Origin of the sequence: Pseudomonas sp. MOIL14HWK12:I1, from assembly GCF_000510705.1 — a bacterium.
Lineage (GTDB): Bacteria > Pseudomonadota > Gammaproteobacteria > Pseudomonadales > Pseudomonadaceae > Chryseomonas > Chryseomonas oryzihabitans.
In genome coordinates, this window is sequence record NZ_KI783307.1 from 1,117,401 (window position 1) to 1,133,347 (window position 15,947).

General features: G+C 68.4%; 16 protein-coding genes. 10 read left to right on the forward strand and 6 right to left on the reverse strand.

Annotated features, from left to right (window positions below):
• Window positions 1-44: 44 nt before the first annotated feature.
• The 9 genes from PSEK12I1_RS0115180 (at window position 45) to PSEK12I1_RS0115220 (ending at window position 11,101) form a co-directional block, all read left to right on the forward strand.
• Window positions 45-1,034: a GlxA family transcriptional regulator gene (locus tag PSEK12I1_RS0115180; RefSeq protein WP_027602081.1), complete on the forward strand. Its 990-nt coding sequence runs from the start codon at window positions 45-47 to the stop codon at window positions 1,032-1,034.
• 401 nt (window positions 1,035-1,435) lie between these two features.
• Window positions 1,436-3,466: a PAS domain-containing sensor histidine kinase gene (locus PSEK12I1_RS0115185; RefSeq protein ID WP_027602082.1), complete on the forward strand. Its 2,031-nt coding sequence runs from the start codon at window positions 1,436-1,438 to the stop codon at window positions 3,464-3,466.
• A 199-nt stretch (window positions 3,467-3,665) separates the two neighbouring features.
• Window positions 3,666-4,892: an SfnB family sulfur acquisition oxidoreductase gene (locus tag PSEK12I1_RS0115190; RefSeq protein ID WP_027602083.1), complete on the forward strand. Its 1,227-nt coding sequence runs from the start codon at window positions 3,666-3,668 to the stop codon at window positions 4,890-4,892.
• A 4-nt stretch (window positions 4,893-4,896) separates the two neighbouring features.
• Complete coding sequence (locus PSEK12I1_RS0115195) at window positions 4,897-5,253, forward strand: hypothetical protein (protein WP_027602084.1); 357 nt, start codon at window positions 4,897-4,899, stop codon at window positions 5,251-5,253.
• Window positions 5,254-5,265: 12 nt separating this feature from the next.
• Complete coding sequence (locus tag PSEK12I1_RS0115200; RefSeq protein ID WP_027599624.1) at window positions 5,266-6,231, forward strand: sugar ABC transporter substrate-binding protein; 966 nt, start codon at window positions 5,266-5,268, stop codon at window positions 6,229-6,231.
• Complete coding sequence (locus PSEK12I1_RS0115205; RefSeq protein WP_027602085.1) at window positions 6,228-7,766, forward strand: sugar ABC transporter ATP-binding protein; 1,539 nt, start codon at window positions 6,228-6,230, stop codon at window positions 7,764-7,766. Before PSEK12I1_RS0115200 ends, PSEK12I1_RS0115205 begins: the two co-directional genes overlap by 4 nt.
• Window positions 7,750-8,739, forward strand: coding sequence for an ABC transporter permease (locus tag PSEK12I1_RS0115210; RefSeq protein ID WP_081737496.1), 990 nt, complete (start codon window positions 7,750-7,752; stop codon window positions 8,737-8,739). The genes PSEK12I1_RS0115205 and PSEK12I1_RS0115210 overlap by 17 nt, the downstream gene beginning before the upstream one ends.
• Window positions 8,736-9,689 carry a branched-chain amino acid ABC transporter permease gene (locus PSEK12I1_RS0115215; protein ID WP_027602087.1) on the forward strand — a complete coding sequence of 318 codons (954 nt, stop codon included), beginning with the start codon at window positions 8,736-8,738 and terminating at the stop codon, window positions 9,687-9,689. Before PSEK12I1_RS0115210 ends, PSEK12I1_RS0115215 begins: the two co-directional genes overlap by 4 nt.
• 8 nt (window positions 9,690-9,697) lie before the next feature.
• Entirely contained in the window at window positions 9,698-11,101 is a 1,404-nt protein-coding gene (locus PSEK12I1_RS0115220; RefSeq protein ID WP_027602088.1) for an LLM class flavin-dependent oxidoreductase, read from the forward strand.
• A 9-nt stretch (window positions 11,102-11,110) separates the two neighbouring features.
• Here PSEK12I1_RS0115220 and PSEK12I1_RS0115225 read toward each other — a convergent pair whose 3' ends face one another.
• The 6 genes from PSEK12I1_RS0115225 to PSEK12I1_RS0115250 all read right to left on the reverse strand — a co-directional run bounded on the left by PSEK12I1_RS0115225 (window position 11,111) and on the right by PSEK12I1_RS0115250 (window position 14,879).
• A complete protein-coding gene (locus PSEK12I1_RS0115225; protein WP_037007007.1) occupies window positions 11,111-11,668 on the reverse strand; it encodes a histidine phosphatase family protein in 558 nt (185 codons plus the stop codon).
• A gap of 249 nt (window positions 11,669-11,917) precedes the next feature.
• Window positions 11,918-12,628, reverse strand: a complete 711-nt coding sequence (locus tag PSEK12I1_RS0115230; RefSeq protein WP_027599618.1) for an SOS response-associated peptidase family protein — start codon at window positions 12,626-12,628, stop codon at window positions 11,918-11,920.
• An 86-nt stretch (window positions 12,629-12,714) separates the two neighbouring features.
• Window positions 12,715-13,161 (reverse strand): DUF6691 family protein, encoded by a 447-nt coding sequence (locus tag PSEK12I1_RS0115235; RefSeq protein WP_027602090.1) that lies wholly within the window; start codon window positions 13,159-13,161, stop codon window positions 12,715-12,717.
• Window positions 13,158-13,568, reverse strand: a complete 411-nt coding sequence (locus PSEK12I1_RS0115240; protein WP_027602091.1) for a YeeE/YedE family protein — start codon at window positions 13,566-13,568, stop codon at window positions 13,158-13,160. The genes PSEK12I1_RS0115235 and PSEK12I1_RS0115240 overlap by 4 nt, the downstream gene beginning before the upstream one ends.
• Window positions 13,565-13,915, reverse strand: a complete 351-nt coding sequence (gene bigR / locus PSEK12I1_RS0115245) for a sulfite-sensing transcriptional repressor BigR (protein ID WP_027602092.1) — start codon at window positions 13,913-13,915, stop codon at window positions 13,565-13,567. The genes PSEK12I1_RS0115240 and bigR overlap by 4 nt, the downstream gene beginning before the upstream one ends.
• Window positions 13,916-14,015: 100 nt before the next feature.
• Complete coding sequence (locus tag PSEK12I1_RS0115250; protein WP_027602093.1) at window positions 14,016-14,879, reverse strand: SDR family oxidoreductase; 864 nt, start codon at window positions 14,877-14,879, stop codon at window positions 14,016-14,018.
• Between the two features lie 106 nt (window positions 14,880-14,985).
• Here PSEK12I1_RS0115250 and PSEK12I1_RS0115255 point away from each other — a divergent pair, with 106 nt between their 5' ends.
• Window positions 14,986-15,864 carry a LysR family transcriptional regulator gene (locus PSEK12I1_RS0115255; RefSeq protein WP_027602094.1) on the forward strand — a complete coding sequence of 293 codons (879 nt, stop codon included), beginning with the start codon at window positions 14,986-14,988 and terminating at the stop codon, window positions 15,862-15,864.
• Window positions 15,865-15,947 lie beyond the last annotated feature (83 nt).

Consider the following 15,947-nt stretch of genomic DNA (forward strand, 5'->3'; position numbering starts at 1 on the left):
CGGCGAAGGGGCGTGACCGACAACTTCAGGGGCGCCAGCGACACATGCACGATCAACCACCGATCGAACTCGGCCTGCTGCTTTATCCCGGCGTGCAGCTGGCGACGGTCCATGGCCTCACCGATCTGTTCGAGATCGCCGGGCGCCTCACCGGGACCGCGGAGGATGCCGAGCGCCCGCGGTTGCGCGTCAGCCACTGGCGGCTGGAGGAGGGCGAGACGCTGCCCAGGCGGGTCTACGATTCCCTGCCCGGGGCAAGCGGCGCGCCCCAGGTGCTGATCCTGCCGCCCAGTCTGGCCGAGCCGATTTCACCGGCCGCCGCCGCGCCCTATCGTGACTGGTTGCGCTTGCAGCATGGCGCGGGCGTGCGCCTGGCCTCGATCTGTGCCGGTGCCTTCCTGCTGGCGGAAACCGGTCTGCTCGATGGCCGTACCGCCACCACCCACTGGCTGCATGTCGAGCGCTTCAGCACACGTTTCCCCGCCGTGTGCCTGGACGCCGATCAACTCCTCATCGACGGCGAGGACTTGGTCACCGCCGGCGGCCTCATGGCCTGGACCGATCTCGGTCTGCGCCTGGTCGACCGCTACCTGGGCGCCAGGCGGATGCTCGACACCGCGCGGACCCTGGTCATCGACCCGCCTGGCCGACAGCAGCGCTACTACAGCGCCTTTTCGCCGCGCCTGAACCACGGCGACAGTGCCATCCTCGCCGTACAGGAATGGCTGCTGGCGACCGGCGCCCAGGACCTCGCCCTGGACACCCTGGCCCAACGCGCCGGACTGGAACCTCGTACCTTTCTGCGCCGCTTTCGCCAGGCCACCGGCATGACCACCACCGCCTACGGCCAGCAACTGCGCGTCGGCCGTGCCCGCGAGTTGCTGCAGGCCAGCCGCCTGCCGCTCGAACGGGTCGCCTGGGAGGTCGGCTACAGCGATCCAGGCGCCTTCCGCAAGGTCTTTACCCGGGTCGTGGGGCTGAGCCCGGGGGATTACCGGCGGCGGTTTGGCGGATTGGCGGGAAGCGGACGCTGAGGGCGAGGGCGGGGCCAGCCGACCGCCACCCCGGCGGTCCCACGGGCGGTTTTCGGACGACCAAGGACCCGCTGAGCGCAGCTCGTCCAGAAAGCCGTAGCTGTGATCGGAAAGGCCCGCCTGCAGGAATCCGTTGTCGCCAAGCGCAACGGTAGAATCCGCCGGTACCGATCCTTTTGGGGCAGCTGCCGAGAGCGGTAGGGCCGTCCCAGTCTCAGGTGTTCACCCTCTATCTACCGACGGATGCCCGGTGCGCGGAACGGGCGATTCGTCTCCCTGTTTGAACTGAGCCCTGATCCATTCCTCCACAGAAAGAGTACAGATGACGGTGCCTCCAGCTTCCGCGAGGCATCGATCCGAGCGCCGCGCGCTCAGAGATGACAAGCCCCATGCAGGTAACAATGAGTCAAGATCCAAACTTTCAGCTGCTGTTCGAGGCGCTGCCTCACCTGGTCCTGGTACTGACGCCTGGTCCCGATTTCATCATGGTGGCGGCCAACGAAGGGCGGGTTCGCGGTACCAATACCCGACGGGAGGACTGCATAGGTCGCTCGATTTTCGAGGTGTTCGGCCGCAACCCGGACGGGCAGTCGGAGTTCGGCGCCGGTGTGCTGCGGGCCTCGCTGGAGCGGGTGGTGCAGACCGGCAAACCGGATCGCATGGCGATCACCAAGTACGACATTCCCCGGCCAGCCAGCGAGGGGGGTGGTTTCGAGGTCCGTTACTGGAGTCCGCTGAATGTCCCGGTGCTGGATGACCGGGGCGAGGTTCGCTACATCATCCACCAGACCGAAGACGTCACTGACCAGGTGCTGGCCGAGCAACATTCCCGCACCCATCTGAAGCTTGCCGACGAGCGCTTTCGCGCTGCCCTTCTGGCCTCCGAGGCAGGCATTTTCGACTGGTACATCGATGAACACAGCTTCTATTGCGATAGTGCCTTGCAGCAGCTGTTCGGCTTGCCGGACGTCCTGACCTCGGAACCCGTCGAGCGCTTCCTCGACCATGTGCATGTCGCTGACCGGGGCATCGTCAGAGCAGCGCTGGCGGAATGCGTCCATGGCAAGGATTTCGTCGTGGAGTTTCGCCTGAAGCGCGACGCAGGCAGACAGTGGCTCCTGAGCAAGGGCAAGGTCTTCCGGGATGCCGCCGGCAACCCGTCCTACGTCACCGGCACCTGCGCGGACATCACCGCGCGCAAGCAGGCGGAAAAGGCCTTGTCCGACCTCAATGAAACGCTCGAGGCGCGGGTCGCGGCCGAGGTGGCGGAGCGTTCCCGCGTGGAAGACACCCTGCACCAGGCGCAGAAGATGGAGGCCGTGGGTCAGCTCACCGGGGGTATCGCCCATGATTTCAACAATCTGCTCACCGGGGTCATCGGCAGTCTGGAGCTGATGCAGCGGCGTCGGCGCAGCGGTGACGAGACGAATGACGAGCGCTACATCACGGCGGCGGTCACCTCGGCGCAACGCGCGGCGGCCCTTACCCAGCGGCTGCTGGCCTTTTCCCGACGCCAGACCCTCGATCTGAAACCGCTCGAGGTCAATCCCCTGGTGGCGTCCCTGGAGGACCTGCTGCACCGCACCACCCGGGAAGACATCACCGTCACCACGCACCTGGCCGCGGGCCTGGCGCTGGTGCGGATGGACGCCAACCAGCTGGAAAGCGCCGTGATCAACCTGGCCATCAACGCCCGCGATGCCATGCCGGATGGCGGCACCATCACCATCACCACTGCAGCCGTGCATCTCACGCCGGAAGAGGGTGCCGCGATGGATCTGGCCGAGGGTGATTACGTGACGCTTACCGTGGCCGATACCGGGGTGGGAATGACGCCCGAGGTGCTGGCCAAGGTGTTCGAGCCCTTCTATACGACCAAGCCGATCGGGCAGGGGACGGGCCTGGGGCTGTCCATGGTGTATGGCTATATGCGTCAGGCCAACGGCGGGGTCCGCATCCTGTCCCAGCCGGGGAAGGGCACCCAGGTGCAACTGTACATGCCGTGCCTGGGCGGTGACCTGGACATCCTGCCCAGCGAAGAAAGCCGCAGCGCTCCCCTCGGCGTCGGCGAGGTGGTGCTGGTCGTCGAGGATGAGGCCGTGGTGCGGTCGCTGATCGTGGAAGTGCTGGGCGAACTCGGCTATCAGACCCTCGAAGCCGGGAATGCCCAGGAAGCCATGCCGTTCCTGGAAAATCCCCAGCGCATCGATCTGATGATCTCCGACGTGGGCCTGCCCGGCATGAATGGCCGCCAGCTGGCCGATCTGGCCCAGGCCAACCGCCCGGAACTCAAGGTGCTGCTGGCGACCGGCTATGCGGAAGGCTCGAACGTGGAGGGCTATCTCGCTGCCAACATGGAGATCATCACCAAGCCCTTCGCCATCGATGCGCTGGCGAACAAGATCAGCGAGATGTTGAATCCGGCGGGTTGAGGAGCGCACGGGGACGGGCTTGCGCGACTGCCCGCGTTCGGCCATCCGGGCTGTTCCCTGGGCAACAGTTGTCCGGGGAACTGTTCGGTCTGGGACTTCCAGGCGGCGAGGTTTTCACTTAAGTCACTGATATAGCGAGATTTTCGCGCTGGCACGGCATGTGCTCCAGCTCAGGGGCCACCTTTAAGGGAGTCCCTGCATGGCCGTCGCCCCCTCGCTCACTGCCGTTACCCGCGCCTTACCCGAACGTCCCGCCACCGTGTTGCGCGACGCCACCGAGGTCCTCGATGCCGCGGCGGCGCTGGCGGAGGATTTCGCCCGCGAAGCGCTCAGTCGCGATCAGGAGCGGCGCCTGCCCTGGGCCGAGATCGAGCGTTTCTCGGCCAGTGGTCTCTGGGCCATCACCGTGCCGCGGTCGTTCGGCGGCGCCGGGGTGGGCTTCGGCACCGTGGCGGAAGTCATCGCCCGGGTCTCCGCGGCCGATCCCTCCCTGGGTCAGCTGCCGCAGAATCACCTGGGCGTGGTCAACAACCTGCTGCTGACCGGCAGTCCGGACCAGCAGCGCCACTACCTCGGCCTGGTGCTCCAGGGCTATCGCTTCGGCAACGCCTTCTCCGAGGCGCGCAGCAAGACCGTTACCCAGTTCGAGACGCGCATCCGCTTTACCGGGGACACCGCCTGGATCGATGGCGAGAAGGCCTATTGCACCGGCGCGCTGTTCGCCCATGTGGTCCCCACGGTGGCGCTGGACGAGGAGGGCTTGGCTCATCTCGCCCTGGTCCCGCGCGATGCCGGTGGCCTGACGGTGATCGACGACTGGGACGGCTTTGGCCAGCGCACCACCGCCAGTGGCCGGGTGCAACTCAAGGGCGTCAGTGTCCGGCGCAGCGCGGTGCTGCCGGCCTGGAAGGCCTTCGAACGGCCGACGGCGGACGGCCCGGTGTCCCAGATCATCCAGGCGGCGGTGGACGTCGGCATCGCCCGCGGCGCCTTTGCCGCCACCCTAGCGGCTGCCCGGGTGGCGCGGCCCTGGACCGACAGCGGACTCGAGCACGGCTGGCAGGATCCGCTGAGCCAGGCGCTGATCGGCGACCTGAGCTGGCGGCTGGCCGCCGCCGAGGCCTTGCTGGAAGACGCCGGCGCCGCCGTCGACCGGGCTCTGGCGGCGCCCTCCGCGGCCAGCGTCGCCGAGGCCTCGGTGGTGGTGGGGCAGGCCAAGATCGCCTCCACCGAGATCGCCCTGGCCGCCGCCAATCGCCTCTGCGAGCTGGGCGGCACCCGTAGCGTCTCGGCGCGCTTCGGCCATGACCGCCATTGGCGCAATGCCCGCACCCATACCCTGCACGATCCGGTGCGCTGGAAGTATCACCTGATCGGCAACCACCTGCTCAACGGCGTCGAGCCGCCCCGTCACGCCTGGAACTGATGCCATGACCGATCTCGCCCCTGCCATCCACGCCGAACTCGCCTTCGCCGACCAGGTGCTCGCTGACCTGCGCGAGGCGCTGCCCCTGGACGCCCGCGCCCGCGATCCGCTGGTGATCGCCGCGGTGGGTGACCTCCAGGTGCGCCTGGCCGCCGCCCGCGCCCTGCAGCGACCGCACCGCAGCGAAGACGCCCCGATACGCCAGATCCAGGCGCGCCTGGCTGCCGACCATGCCCGCCAGCTTGCGGCCGAACTCAAGCGCGAATGGCTGACGGACGCCCCGGCGCCCCGTCAGCCCGGGCCGAGCGTTCGCGACCTCCGGCGCCTGCTGGGCGAGCACCACCTGACGATCACCGACTAGAAAAGGACTGCCATGTCACTGCGTACACTGCTTCGTTCCCTCCTGCTAATGCCGCTGCTGGCCACGACCGCGCTGGCGGCTGCCGACGAGATCCCGTCGCTGGCCGGCAAGCGCATCGCCATCAGCATGACCGGCACCAGTCACTACTTCGATCTCAAGGCCTTCCAGGCCCAGGTGGAAGAGGTCAAGCGGCTGGGCGGCACGCCCATCACCCTGGACGCCGGTCGCAACGACAAGAATCTGGTGACCCAGCTGCAGACCCTGGTGACCCAGAAGCCGGACGCGGTGATCCAGACCCTGGGCACCCTGAGCGTGATAGACCCCTGGCTGCGCCGCATCCAGGCGGCCGGCATTCCGCTGTTCACCATCGATGCGCCCTCCCAGTACAGCCTCAACAACACCACCTCGGACAACGCCGCCGCTGGGCGGGAGCTGGCCGAGCAACTGGCAAAGGACACCGGCGCCAAGGGTGACATCCTGGTGTTCAACGGCTTCCAGGGCGTGCCGGTCTGCGCCATCCGCTACGCCGAGTTGCGCAAGGTACTCGACGCCCATCCGGGACTGAAGATCATCCAGCCCGAGTTGCGCGACGTGATTCCCAACACCGTGCAGGACGCCCGTGGCCAGATCGCGGCGCTACTCAACAAGTATCCCAAGGGGCAGATCGCCGCCATCTGGTCGGCCTGGGACATTCCCCAGCTCGGCGCCAGCCAGGCGCTGATCGAAGCGGGCCGCACCGAGATCAAGACCTATGGCGTCGACGGCACGCCCGAGGTGCTGGAGTTGCTCAAGCGCGGCGACAGTCCGGTCGGCGCGGTGGTCGCCCAGCAACCGGCGCTGATGGGCCGGACCGCGGTGCAGAACGTCGCCCGCTATCTGGCCGGTGCGCGCGACCTGCCTAGGGAGACCCATGTGGCGACCCTGCTCACCACCCCTGGCAACCTGAGTCAGGTCGCGGCGCTGCGAGGTGATCCATGAGCAGGGCGATCCTCGAACTGCAGGGTATCTCCCGGCGTTATGGCGCCACCCGGGCGCTGGACGGTGTGGACCTGACCCTGAGGGCCGGCGAGATCCACGGCCTGATCGGCGAGAACGGTGCCGGCAAGTCCACCCTGATCAAGGTGCTCGGCGGCCTGGTGACGCCCGACACCGGGGCGCTGCGCCTGCATGGTGAAGTCCTGACGGGCGTCGGGCCGCGCGAGTTGGCCCGCCGTGGCATCGCCATCATCCACCAGGAGCGGCTGCTGCCGCCCAACTTCACCCTGGCCGAGGCGCTGTTCTTCGGGCAGGAGCGGCGCCTCGGCCCGCTGCTGGATCGCCGTGGGCAGGAACGGGCGGCGGAGCGGTTGCTGGCCGAGCGTTTCGGCCTGGACTGCCGCGCGCGAACCCGGGTGGCGGACCTGAGCAGCGCCGAACAGCAACTGCTGCAGATCAGTCGGGCGCTGCTCGGCACGCCGGAGGTGCTGGTGCTCGACGAACCCACGGTGGCCCTGGCCCATGGCGAGGTGGAGCGCCTGCTGACCCTGCTGCGCCAGTTGCGCGACCAGGGGCTGGCCCTGCTCTATGTGTCCCATTACCTGCAGGAGGTCGAGCGCCTTTGCGATCGCGCCACGGTATTGCGTGGCGGCCGGGTGGTGGCCGAGGTGACGCCCAGCGTGACGCCGGCAGCGGCCATGGCGCGGTTGATGATCAACAGGGACCTGGGTGAGGCCTATCCCAAGGCCCGGACCGCGCCAGGCGAGGTGCTGCTGGAGACCCGCAGGCTGGGCCGTCCGGGGGCCTTCGCCGAGGTCGACGTGCAGGTGCGCCGTGGCGAGGTGGTCGGAATCGCCGGCCTGGTGGGCTCCGGTGCCAAGGAGCTGCTCAAGACGCTGTTCGGTCTGTTGCCGGTAGCCGAGGGCGAGTTGCTGCTGGACGGTCGCCCGCACCGCTTCGCCAGTCCCCGCGCGGCGGTGCGAGCAGGACTGGCGTTGTTGCCGGAGAATCGCCGCCAGCAGGGCGTGGCCCTTGATCTCACCGTGACCGAGAATCTAACGCTGGCCGCCCTGGAACGTTTCAGCTGGTTCGGTCTCCGCCGGCCAGGCGCCGAACGCCAGGCGGCGCTACGGCTACGCGAGGCGCTGGACATCCGTACCCCGGATCTGGAGACGCCGGTGCGTCATCTCAGCGGCGGCAACCAGCAGAAGGTCGCCCTGGGCAAATGGCTGGCCCGGGACGCGCGGCTCTATCTGCTCGACGAACCCAGCGTGGGCATCGATCTCGCCGCCCGCGCCGAACTCTATCGCCAGGTCGCCCGGCTGGTGGAGCAGGGCGCCGGCGTCCTGATCCTGTCGGTGGATCTGCCCGAATTGCTCAATCTCTGCGACCGCATCCACGTGATGCACCGCGGCCGCCTGCTGCCGGCACGCCCGGCGGCCGAGTTGACGGCGGAGGAGCTTCTGGCCGCCGCCACCGGCGCCCGTGAGTGGCCCGCCAGACAGCAGCGGAGGGCGGATCTTGGCCTCGCCTCCTGAGCGGTTGTCGATCCCGGTCCCGACCTGGCGCCCGGACCTCTGGCGCCATGGTGCGCTGCTGGCCTTCGCAGTGATCGCGGTCCTGTTCGCCTGGCGCGCACCGGGCTTTCTCGGCGCCGGCAATCTGGCCAACATCCTGGCCCAGGCCGCCATTCCCGGCATTCTCGCCCTCGGCCTGACCCTGGTGATCGTCGGCGGCGGAGGTAACGTGCTTGCCGGTGGCCTGGACCTGTCGCTGGCGGCCAATCTCGGACTCTGCGCGGCGTTACAGGCGACCCTGGTCAACGCCGGCTACGGCGCGCCGCTGGCCATTGGCCTGACCCTGGTCTGCGGGCTGCTGGTGGGGGCGCTCAACGGCCTGACGGTGACCCTGCTGGGCCTGCCGCCGCTGCTGGCCACCCTGGCCAGTCTTAACGTGGTAACCGGTCTGGAACTGGTGCTGAGCGAGAATACCGTGCTGCCGGCCAGTGCGCGCTGGCTGGATCTACTGGGCCTCGGCAGCTGGCTGGGCATACCGGCCGCGGGTTGGGTGCTGCTGCTGACCGCTCTGGCGCTGGCGGTGCTCCTGCAGCGCACCCCCTATGGGCTGCGCCTGGCGGCGGTGGGCGACCATCCCGAGGCGGCCCGCGCGGCGGGTCTACCGGTGCGCGGGCTGGTGTTTTCCAGCTATCTGCTGGCCGGCGGCTGCGCGGGCCTGGCGGCGCTGCTGTCGGTCGCCTGGTTCAGTGGCAGCACCCCGGGTTCGGGCGAGTTGCTGCTGCCGGTGGTGGCCATCGCCTTTCTCGGCACGGTGTTCTCCTGGCGCTCGCAACCCAGCGTCGGCGGCACCCTGCTGGCGGCCCTGCTGGTGGGGATGCTTGGCAATGGCTTTCAGTTGCTCGGGGTGAGCAGCTTCCTGGTCAATGGCGTCCAGGGCACGCTGATCCTGCTGGTGGTGGCCGCGGCCAGCCTGCGCCAGGAGGGCCATCGATGAACGCGACCCTTGCCCTCGGCCGGTCCGGTCTGCGCCTGGCGTTGCCGCTGCTGTTCCTGGCGCTGGTGGTGGTCTTCGCCCTGGCCGCGCCCGGCTTTCTCAGCCAGGGCAACCTGCTCAGTCTGTTGCTGAACAATGGCCTGGTCCCGGCGCTGGTGGCCCTGGGGTTGACCTACGCCATCGCCGCGGGCGGCATCGATCTTTCGGTGGGCATCGCCCTGGATCTGGCGGCCTTCGGTTGCATCGCCCTGCTCAACGCCGGTTGGCCACTCGCCGTGGCGCTCGCTGGCGGGGTGGGGCTGGGCTTGCTGGTGGGGCTGGCCAACGCCCTGCTGGTGGCCGGCGTGGGGCTGTCGCCGTTCCTGGCCAGCCTGGGCGTGCTGTTCATCGGTACCAGCCTGCAACAGCTGCTGTCCGAGGGCGGCCTGCCGCTCTACCTCAAACCCGAATTCCGACCCCCCGCGAGCAGCTGGCTGGGCGCACCGGCGGCGGTCTGGGCGGTGGCGCTGCTGGCACTGCTCTACGGGGTGGTACTGGCGCGCGGACGCCTGGGCCGCGCGCTGCTGGCCCTGGGCAGCCAGCCGCTGGTGGCGCGTCATTCGGGGTTGGCGCTGCGCCGCCTGGCGCTCTGGACCTGCCTGGCCACGGCCCTGGCGGCGGCGGTCGCCGGCATCCTGCTGGCGCTGCGTATCGATGCCTATGTGCCGCTCTCGGGCAATGCCTACCTTATCAACGGCATCGGCGCCGTCTTCATCGGCGCCAGCCTCAATCGCCACGGCCGGCCCAATGTCCCTGGCAGCCTGCTGGGCGTGCTGTTGCTGGCGGTGGCCGCCAACGGCCTGCTGATGGTGGGCTGGAATTTCTACTGGCAGCAGGTGGCCACCGGGCTGCTGATCCTGCTGGTGCTGACCCTCAACCAATTGGCACGGCGCCGCGACGCGTCGCGCTAGGAGTCCCCATGTCCCGCGAAATACGCCTCAATGCCTTCGACATGAATTGCGTGGCCCACCAGTCGCCCGGACTGTGGCGCCATCCGCGCGACCGCTCCTGGGAGTACAAGGACCTCGAATACTGGACGGAGCTGGCGCAACTGCTCGAACGCGGGCTGTTCGATGGCCTGTTCATCGCCGATGTGCTCGGCCTCTACGACGTCTATGGCGGCGGCCCGGCGGCGACCCTGCGCGAGGCCACCCAGGTGCCGGTCAACGATCCCCTGGCGCTGATCACCCCCATGGCGGCGGTGACCCGTCACCTGGGTTTCGGCCTCACCGCCTCCCTGAGCTTCGAGCATCCCTATCCCTTCGCCCGGCGGCTTTCCACCCTGGATCACCTGACCCGGGGGCGCATCGGCTGGAACATCGTCACCTCCTATCTGGAAAGCGGCGCGCGCAACCTCGGCCAGTCCGCGCAGGCCGATCACGATGCCCGCTACGACTACGCCGAGGAATACCTGCAGGTGGTCTACAAGCTGCTGGAAGGCAGCTGGGAAGAGGGCGCGGTGCTGCGCGACCGCGCCTCCGGCCGCTTCACCGATCCGGCCAAGGTGCATCCCATCGGCCACCACGGGCGGCACTTCCAGGTGCCCGGCTATCACCTCTGCGAACCCTCGCCGCAGCGCACGCCCGTGCTCTACCAGGCCGGCGCCAGCAGCCGTGGCCGGCAATTCGCCGCCGAGCACGCCGAATGCGTCTTCGTCGCCGCCCCGTCCAAGACGGTGCTGAAGAAAACCGTGGCCGATATCCGCCGCCGGGCTGCCGAGGCCGGTCGCGATCCGCGCCAGGTGCTGATCTTCAACCTGCAGACGGTCATCGTCGGCGAAACCGATGCCCAGGCGCGGGCCAAGTGGCAGGACTACAAGGGCTACGTGAGCTACGAAGGCGCCCTGACCCTGATCTCCGGCTGGACCGGTATCGACTTCGCCGCCTACCGCCCGGACCAGGTCCTCAAGCACCTGCACACCAATGCCATCCAGTCCGCCGTGGAGGCCTTTTCCACCGCCGATCCCGGCAAGCAATGGACGGTGCAGGAACTGGCCGACTGGGTCGGCATCGGCGGCTTCGGGCCGCTGTTGGTAGGCAGTCCGGCGACGGTGGCGGACGAGTTGCAGAGCTGGGTTGAGGAGACCGACGTGGATGGTTTCAACCTGGCCTATGCCGTGACCCACGAGACCTTTGCCGACGTGGTGGACTTGCTGGTCCCCGAGCTGCAACGGCGCGGCGTCTACAAGCGCGCCTATCAGCCGGGGACCCTGCGCGAAAAGCTCGGCAGCGCCGGCCCGCGGCTGCCGGCGGAGCACCCGGCCGCCGGCTATCGCGACCTGGCGCGGCAGCGGGAGGAAAGCGCGATACGGGTGCCGGCCTAGTCCGCCCCGTTATTCCGCCTTTTCATAGACGGCAAAGCCCCAGTAGCCACTGCCGGTCTTGCTGACTTCTAGCCAGCCTTGGCGTAGCAACTGCCTGGCGATCAGTCGATTCATGAAGCCGTGGCCCAGCAGCAATATGCTGTCCGGGCCACCGGCCAGGGCGGCGAGCTTGTCTGCTGCCTGTCTCGACCGCTGTTTCGCCTGGGCATAGGACTCGGAGTCTTTCGCCACTCCGCACAGCCACAGCAGACGAAAGACGAAGGCCCAGGTGAAGGGTGACAGGCTTAGCAGCGGAACGCTCACCACGGGCAGTGCCGCCTCGCGAAAGGTCGTGTCCTCGATGGCTGGCGCCTTGCCCAATGCGGCGAGAGAAGTCAGGGCGCGTGGTGCAGTGCTGGTGGCTGCCAGGCCGATATCCCTGGCCGCGGCTATCGCCTCCGGAGTGGCGGCATCCGTGCCTATATCGGACCGATCATAGTCCGCGATCCAGTCGACCATGTCTCGCGCGGCGACGGCACGGTAGTTCTCCAGCGCCGGCTTGCCGTGGCGCATCAGTATGATTTTCATGGGACCTGGGTCGTTGCCGGAAGAAAAACGCTTGGATATGAACGCCTCTTGCAACTAGGTCATGGCAAGGGCTATCCCGTGATTATAACGGCGACTCCCAGCGTATCGTGCGCTGGGCACTCCGGCGTTGGCAAGGCTGCGCCAGCTTTGCTCCGGGCGCCTTGCTGGTCCGGTTGCCAAGGGCAGGAGGCCGCAGGGGCGAACCCACTGTGCCGCCGGCTGGGGGACGAGGCGGACATGGGGCAGCGCCTACACCAGCGGCTCGGCGATCCGCTCCAGCAACTCGGGTCCATCGTTCTTCACGCTGCCCACGGCCTTGCCCACCGGGTACCAGTCGAAGGCGTCCACCGGCGTACCCTCGACCTCGCCGATCTCGCTGGCGCGTTCCATGGGCAGCTCGGGGTCCAGCCATTCGCGCGCCACGGCGGGTGGCAGGACCAGCGGGCGGCGGTCGTGGATGTCGACCATGCCGGCGTCGGAGGCAGCCGTGATGATGACGAAGCCGTCATCGTCCTGAGGTGCCTGGTCGGCCGGGCGGAAGTGGCCGATGGCGGCAAAGAACAGCGGTTCGCCGGATTTCAGCCTGATGAAGTAGGGCTGCTTGAGCTTGGGATCGGCGGAATCCTTCTTCCATTCGTACCAGCCATCGGCGATGACCAAGGCGCGGCCTCTTTGCCAGAGGCCGCGAAACATTCGGCTGGTGGCCGCCGTCTCCACGCGCGCGTTGATCACCGGCGGCCGCTTGGCCTGGCGCGCCCAGGCGGGCTGGTAGCCCCAGCGCACCGGATCCAGGTGCAGGCCATCGGCCTGCTGGTGGAGCAGCTGAACCCGGGTGCCGGGCGCCACGTTGTAGCGACCCAGGGCGCGGGGCTCCAGGCCGGTGCGGACGTCCGCGGGCTGGGCGCCCAGGGCGTCCAGGTAGTCGAGGGCATAGCGGTACTGGGCGAAACGGCCACACATGGGATGCTCCTGGGCGAGGGAGACACAGGCTGAAGCGCCGCGCGTCCCTACTTTGGACCGCGCCCCACGCGCGAAGTACCTGGCGCTCAGGCCTTGGGCGCCGCCGTCTCGCGTCCGGCCAGACCACGGTCGTGCAGCATCATCCCCGCGACCAGGGCTGCGACGAAGCCATAGATCTTCGCGATACCCAGCCCCAGCGCCGCCAGCGCCGGGCCCGGGCAGAGGCCTGCCAGACCCCAGCCCAGGCCGAAGAGCGCTGCGCCCAGTAGCAGGCGGCGGTCGATGGGTGCCAATAGCGGCAGCTGGAATCGGGTGTCAAGCAGAGGGCGGCTGAGTCGACGCTGCAGCTGAACGGCGGGCAGGGCAACCAGCAGGGCGCCACCCAGGACGAGCAGCAGGCTGGGGTCCCAGTGGCCGCTGGCGAGGTCGAGAAAACCCAGTACGCGGGCGGGATCGAGCATCCCCGAGAGTGCCAGGCCACTGCCGAAGAGCAGACCGGCCAGCAGCGTGATGACCAGCCGCCAGAGCATCATCGTAGCAACCCACCCAGGGTGGCGGTCGCCAGTCCAAGGAGCAGGAAGACGGCGGTCGCAGCCAGCGAGCGGCGCGACCCTCGGGCCACGCCGAGGATGCCATGACCCGAGGTGCAGCCCGAGCCCAGCCGGGTGCCGAAGCCCACCAGCAGCCCGGCCAGCAGCACTGTCGGCCAGGTCGCGTTCACGGTCGGCTGGGGGAGGTCGTGCAGACCGCGCACCAGCAGCGGACCCAGGACCAGGCCCAGCAGGAAAACCAGACCGGTGCCGACCTGCTGGCCGCCCAGCAACCGACCAAAGATGCCGCTGATGCCGGCGATCCGGCCGTTGACCAGCAACAGCAGGCTGACCGCCACACCCAGCAGCAGTCCGCCCGCCAGGGCAGGGAGATCGGCGGCGAGGGTCATGCTGGCGTGTCCTGCGCTTGGCAGAAGATCTGGTAGAGCGCCTGCAGCAGCTGGGCGGCCTTGTCTTCGGTGAGGCGGTAGAAGATTTGCTTGGCCTCGCGGCGGGTGGTGACCAAGCCGGCTTCGCGCAGCACGCCGAGTTGCTGGGAAAGGGTGGGCTGGTGGATGTCCAGGCGGGCTTCCAGTTCGCCGACCGCGTACTCGCCTTCGGCCAGGGCGCAGGCCAGCAGCAGGCGAACCGGATGCGCCAGGGTCTTGAGCAGGGCGGCCACCTCCCGGGCGCGGACGTGCATATCCTGGGCAGAGAGGGCCGCGCCGGGGGAGGGTTGGGTAGGAAGAGTCGTCATAAGCACGCCTGAGCGATGACAATATACATATTTATATAATGTATATTGTCTCTCCGGCAAGCGTGATGTAGCGCGTTGATCCGCGCCAGGGTGGTACCCGTCAGCCGATCAGCGTCCGGGCGAAGTCGCGATAGCCGTGCAGCGGGCGCCCCAGCATCTGCACCAGCCGCTCGCGGTCGCCGGGTTGCGGCAGCATGCCGTCGCTGACATAGCGCTCGGCCATGAGCCTCATCTCGTAGGCCATCCAGGCCGGCATGAAGGTCGCCATGTTCTGCTCGAAGCCCTGGGGATCGTCGCCGGCGTAATGGATGGGGCGGCCCAGCAGTTCGCTCCAGATCGCCGCGGCGCCCTCGCCGGTGAGGCTGTCCGGGCCGACCAGGTTGAGCGTCGTGCTGGGCAGCCGGGCCGGCGCCTGGTCGCGGCGGATGAGTTCGAGGGCGGCGACCTCGGCGATGTCCCGGACGTCGACCATGGCCACGCCCTTGCCGCCGAGAGGCATGGGATAGATCCCGTGCTGCAGGATGACGTCCTTGAGCATGGCTTCGTTGTCGATGAAATAGCTGGGCCGCAGGATGGTGGCGCCAAAGCCCATGGCCGCCAGCATGCGTTCGGCGCCGAACTTCACCGCGAAGTGCGGCACGTTGACCGCGCTGTCGGCGCCGAAGACCGAGAGATAGACGACCCGCTCGACGCCGCTCTCCCGGGCGATGTTGAGGGTGATGAGTGCCTGGGTGAATTCGTCGCCGGTCACGGCGTTGAGCAGGAAGAGGGTGGAAACGCCGCTGAAGGCGCGGCGCAGGGCGGCGAGATCGAGCAGGTCGCCCTGCATGACCTCGACGGTGGCAGGAAAATCGGCGCTGGCCGGGTTGCGGGTCATTACCCGGACCTTGGCATCGCGCTGCACGAGTTGTTGCACGAGGTGGCGGCCTACGCGGCCGGTGGCGCCAGTGACGAGGATGGTCATGTCGGTAACTCCAGGTGGGTGAGGGGTGGAGCCACCTTAAGTCGTCTCACCTTGAGTCAATAGCCGCTAAAATAGGAACACTTCGTTCCATAATCGAGACACTGCCTTGGACTTCAGTCTGCTCTTCGACTTCCAGCTCATCGCCACCCACGGTGGCATCGGCAAGGCCAGTCGCGCCAGTGGCCGACCCAAGGCCAGCCTGTCGCGGCGGCTGGCCGAGCTGGAAGAGGCCCTGGGCGTCAGGCTGATCGAGCGGGGTGGGCGCAGCCTGCTGCTGACGCCGGCCGGTGCCGAGCTGGCGGCCCGGACCCTGGGGCCGCTGCGCGAAGTGCAGGAGGCGGTGGCAGCGGTGCAGGAGGGGGTGGCGGTGCCGCGTGGGCGGTTGCGCATCGCGGCGCCGCTGCTGTTTTCCCAGGTGGCGCTGGGACGTCTGAGTGCGGATTTTCGCCAGCAGTATCCGGAGATCCTGATCGAAGCGGTGGGCGAAGATCGCCTGGCCGAGCTGGTGGACGAGCATTTCGACCTGGCCATCCGCATCAATCCGGCGGTCGATAGCCGCCTGGTGGGGCGCTGTTTCGCCCGGGATCGAAGGGTGCTGGTGGCAGCACCTGGCCTCGATCGCCCCCCGGAATCCGCTGCCGAACCCATGCCCCTGCCGGCGGTGGTCATGCCCGGCCATGGCGACGGCGAGGTCTGGACGCTCGCGGAGGACGGGGCGCGCTTTCTGCCCCAGCCGGTGGTGCAGCTGACCTCGCTGTTGACCATCCGCGAGGCGGTGCTCGCCGGGGCGGGTGCGGCGCTGTTGCCGCTGTCCCTGGTGCAACGGCAGCTGGACCAGGGCGCGCTCAGCCGCTGGGGCACCCAGGCCGGCGAGACCGAACTCTGGGTGCTGCACACCTCGCGGCGACTGCAGAGCCCCAAGGTCAGGGCCTTCGTCGATTTCCTCTGCGCGCGCTATCCGGACGGCATCTTTCGGCTGGACTAGCGGAGTCCGCTGGCGGCGAGACGACAGCCTGCGTATCACCCGCCGCCCTTTGTCCGGATAATGGCGGCCACTCTGTCTCCAAA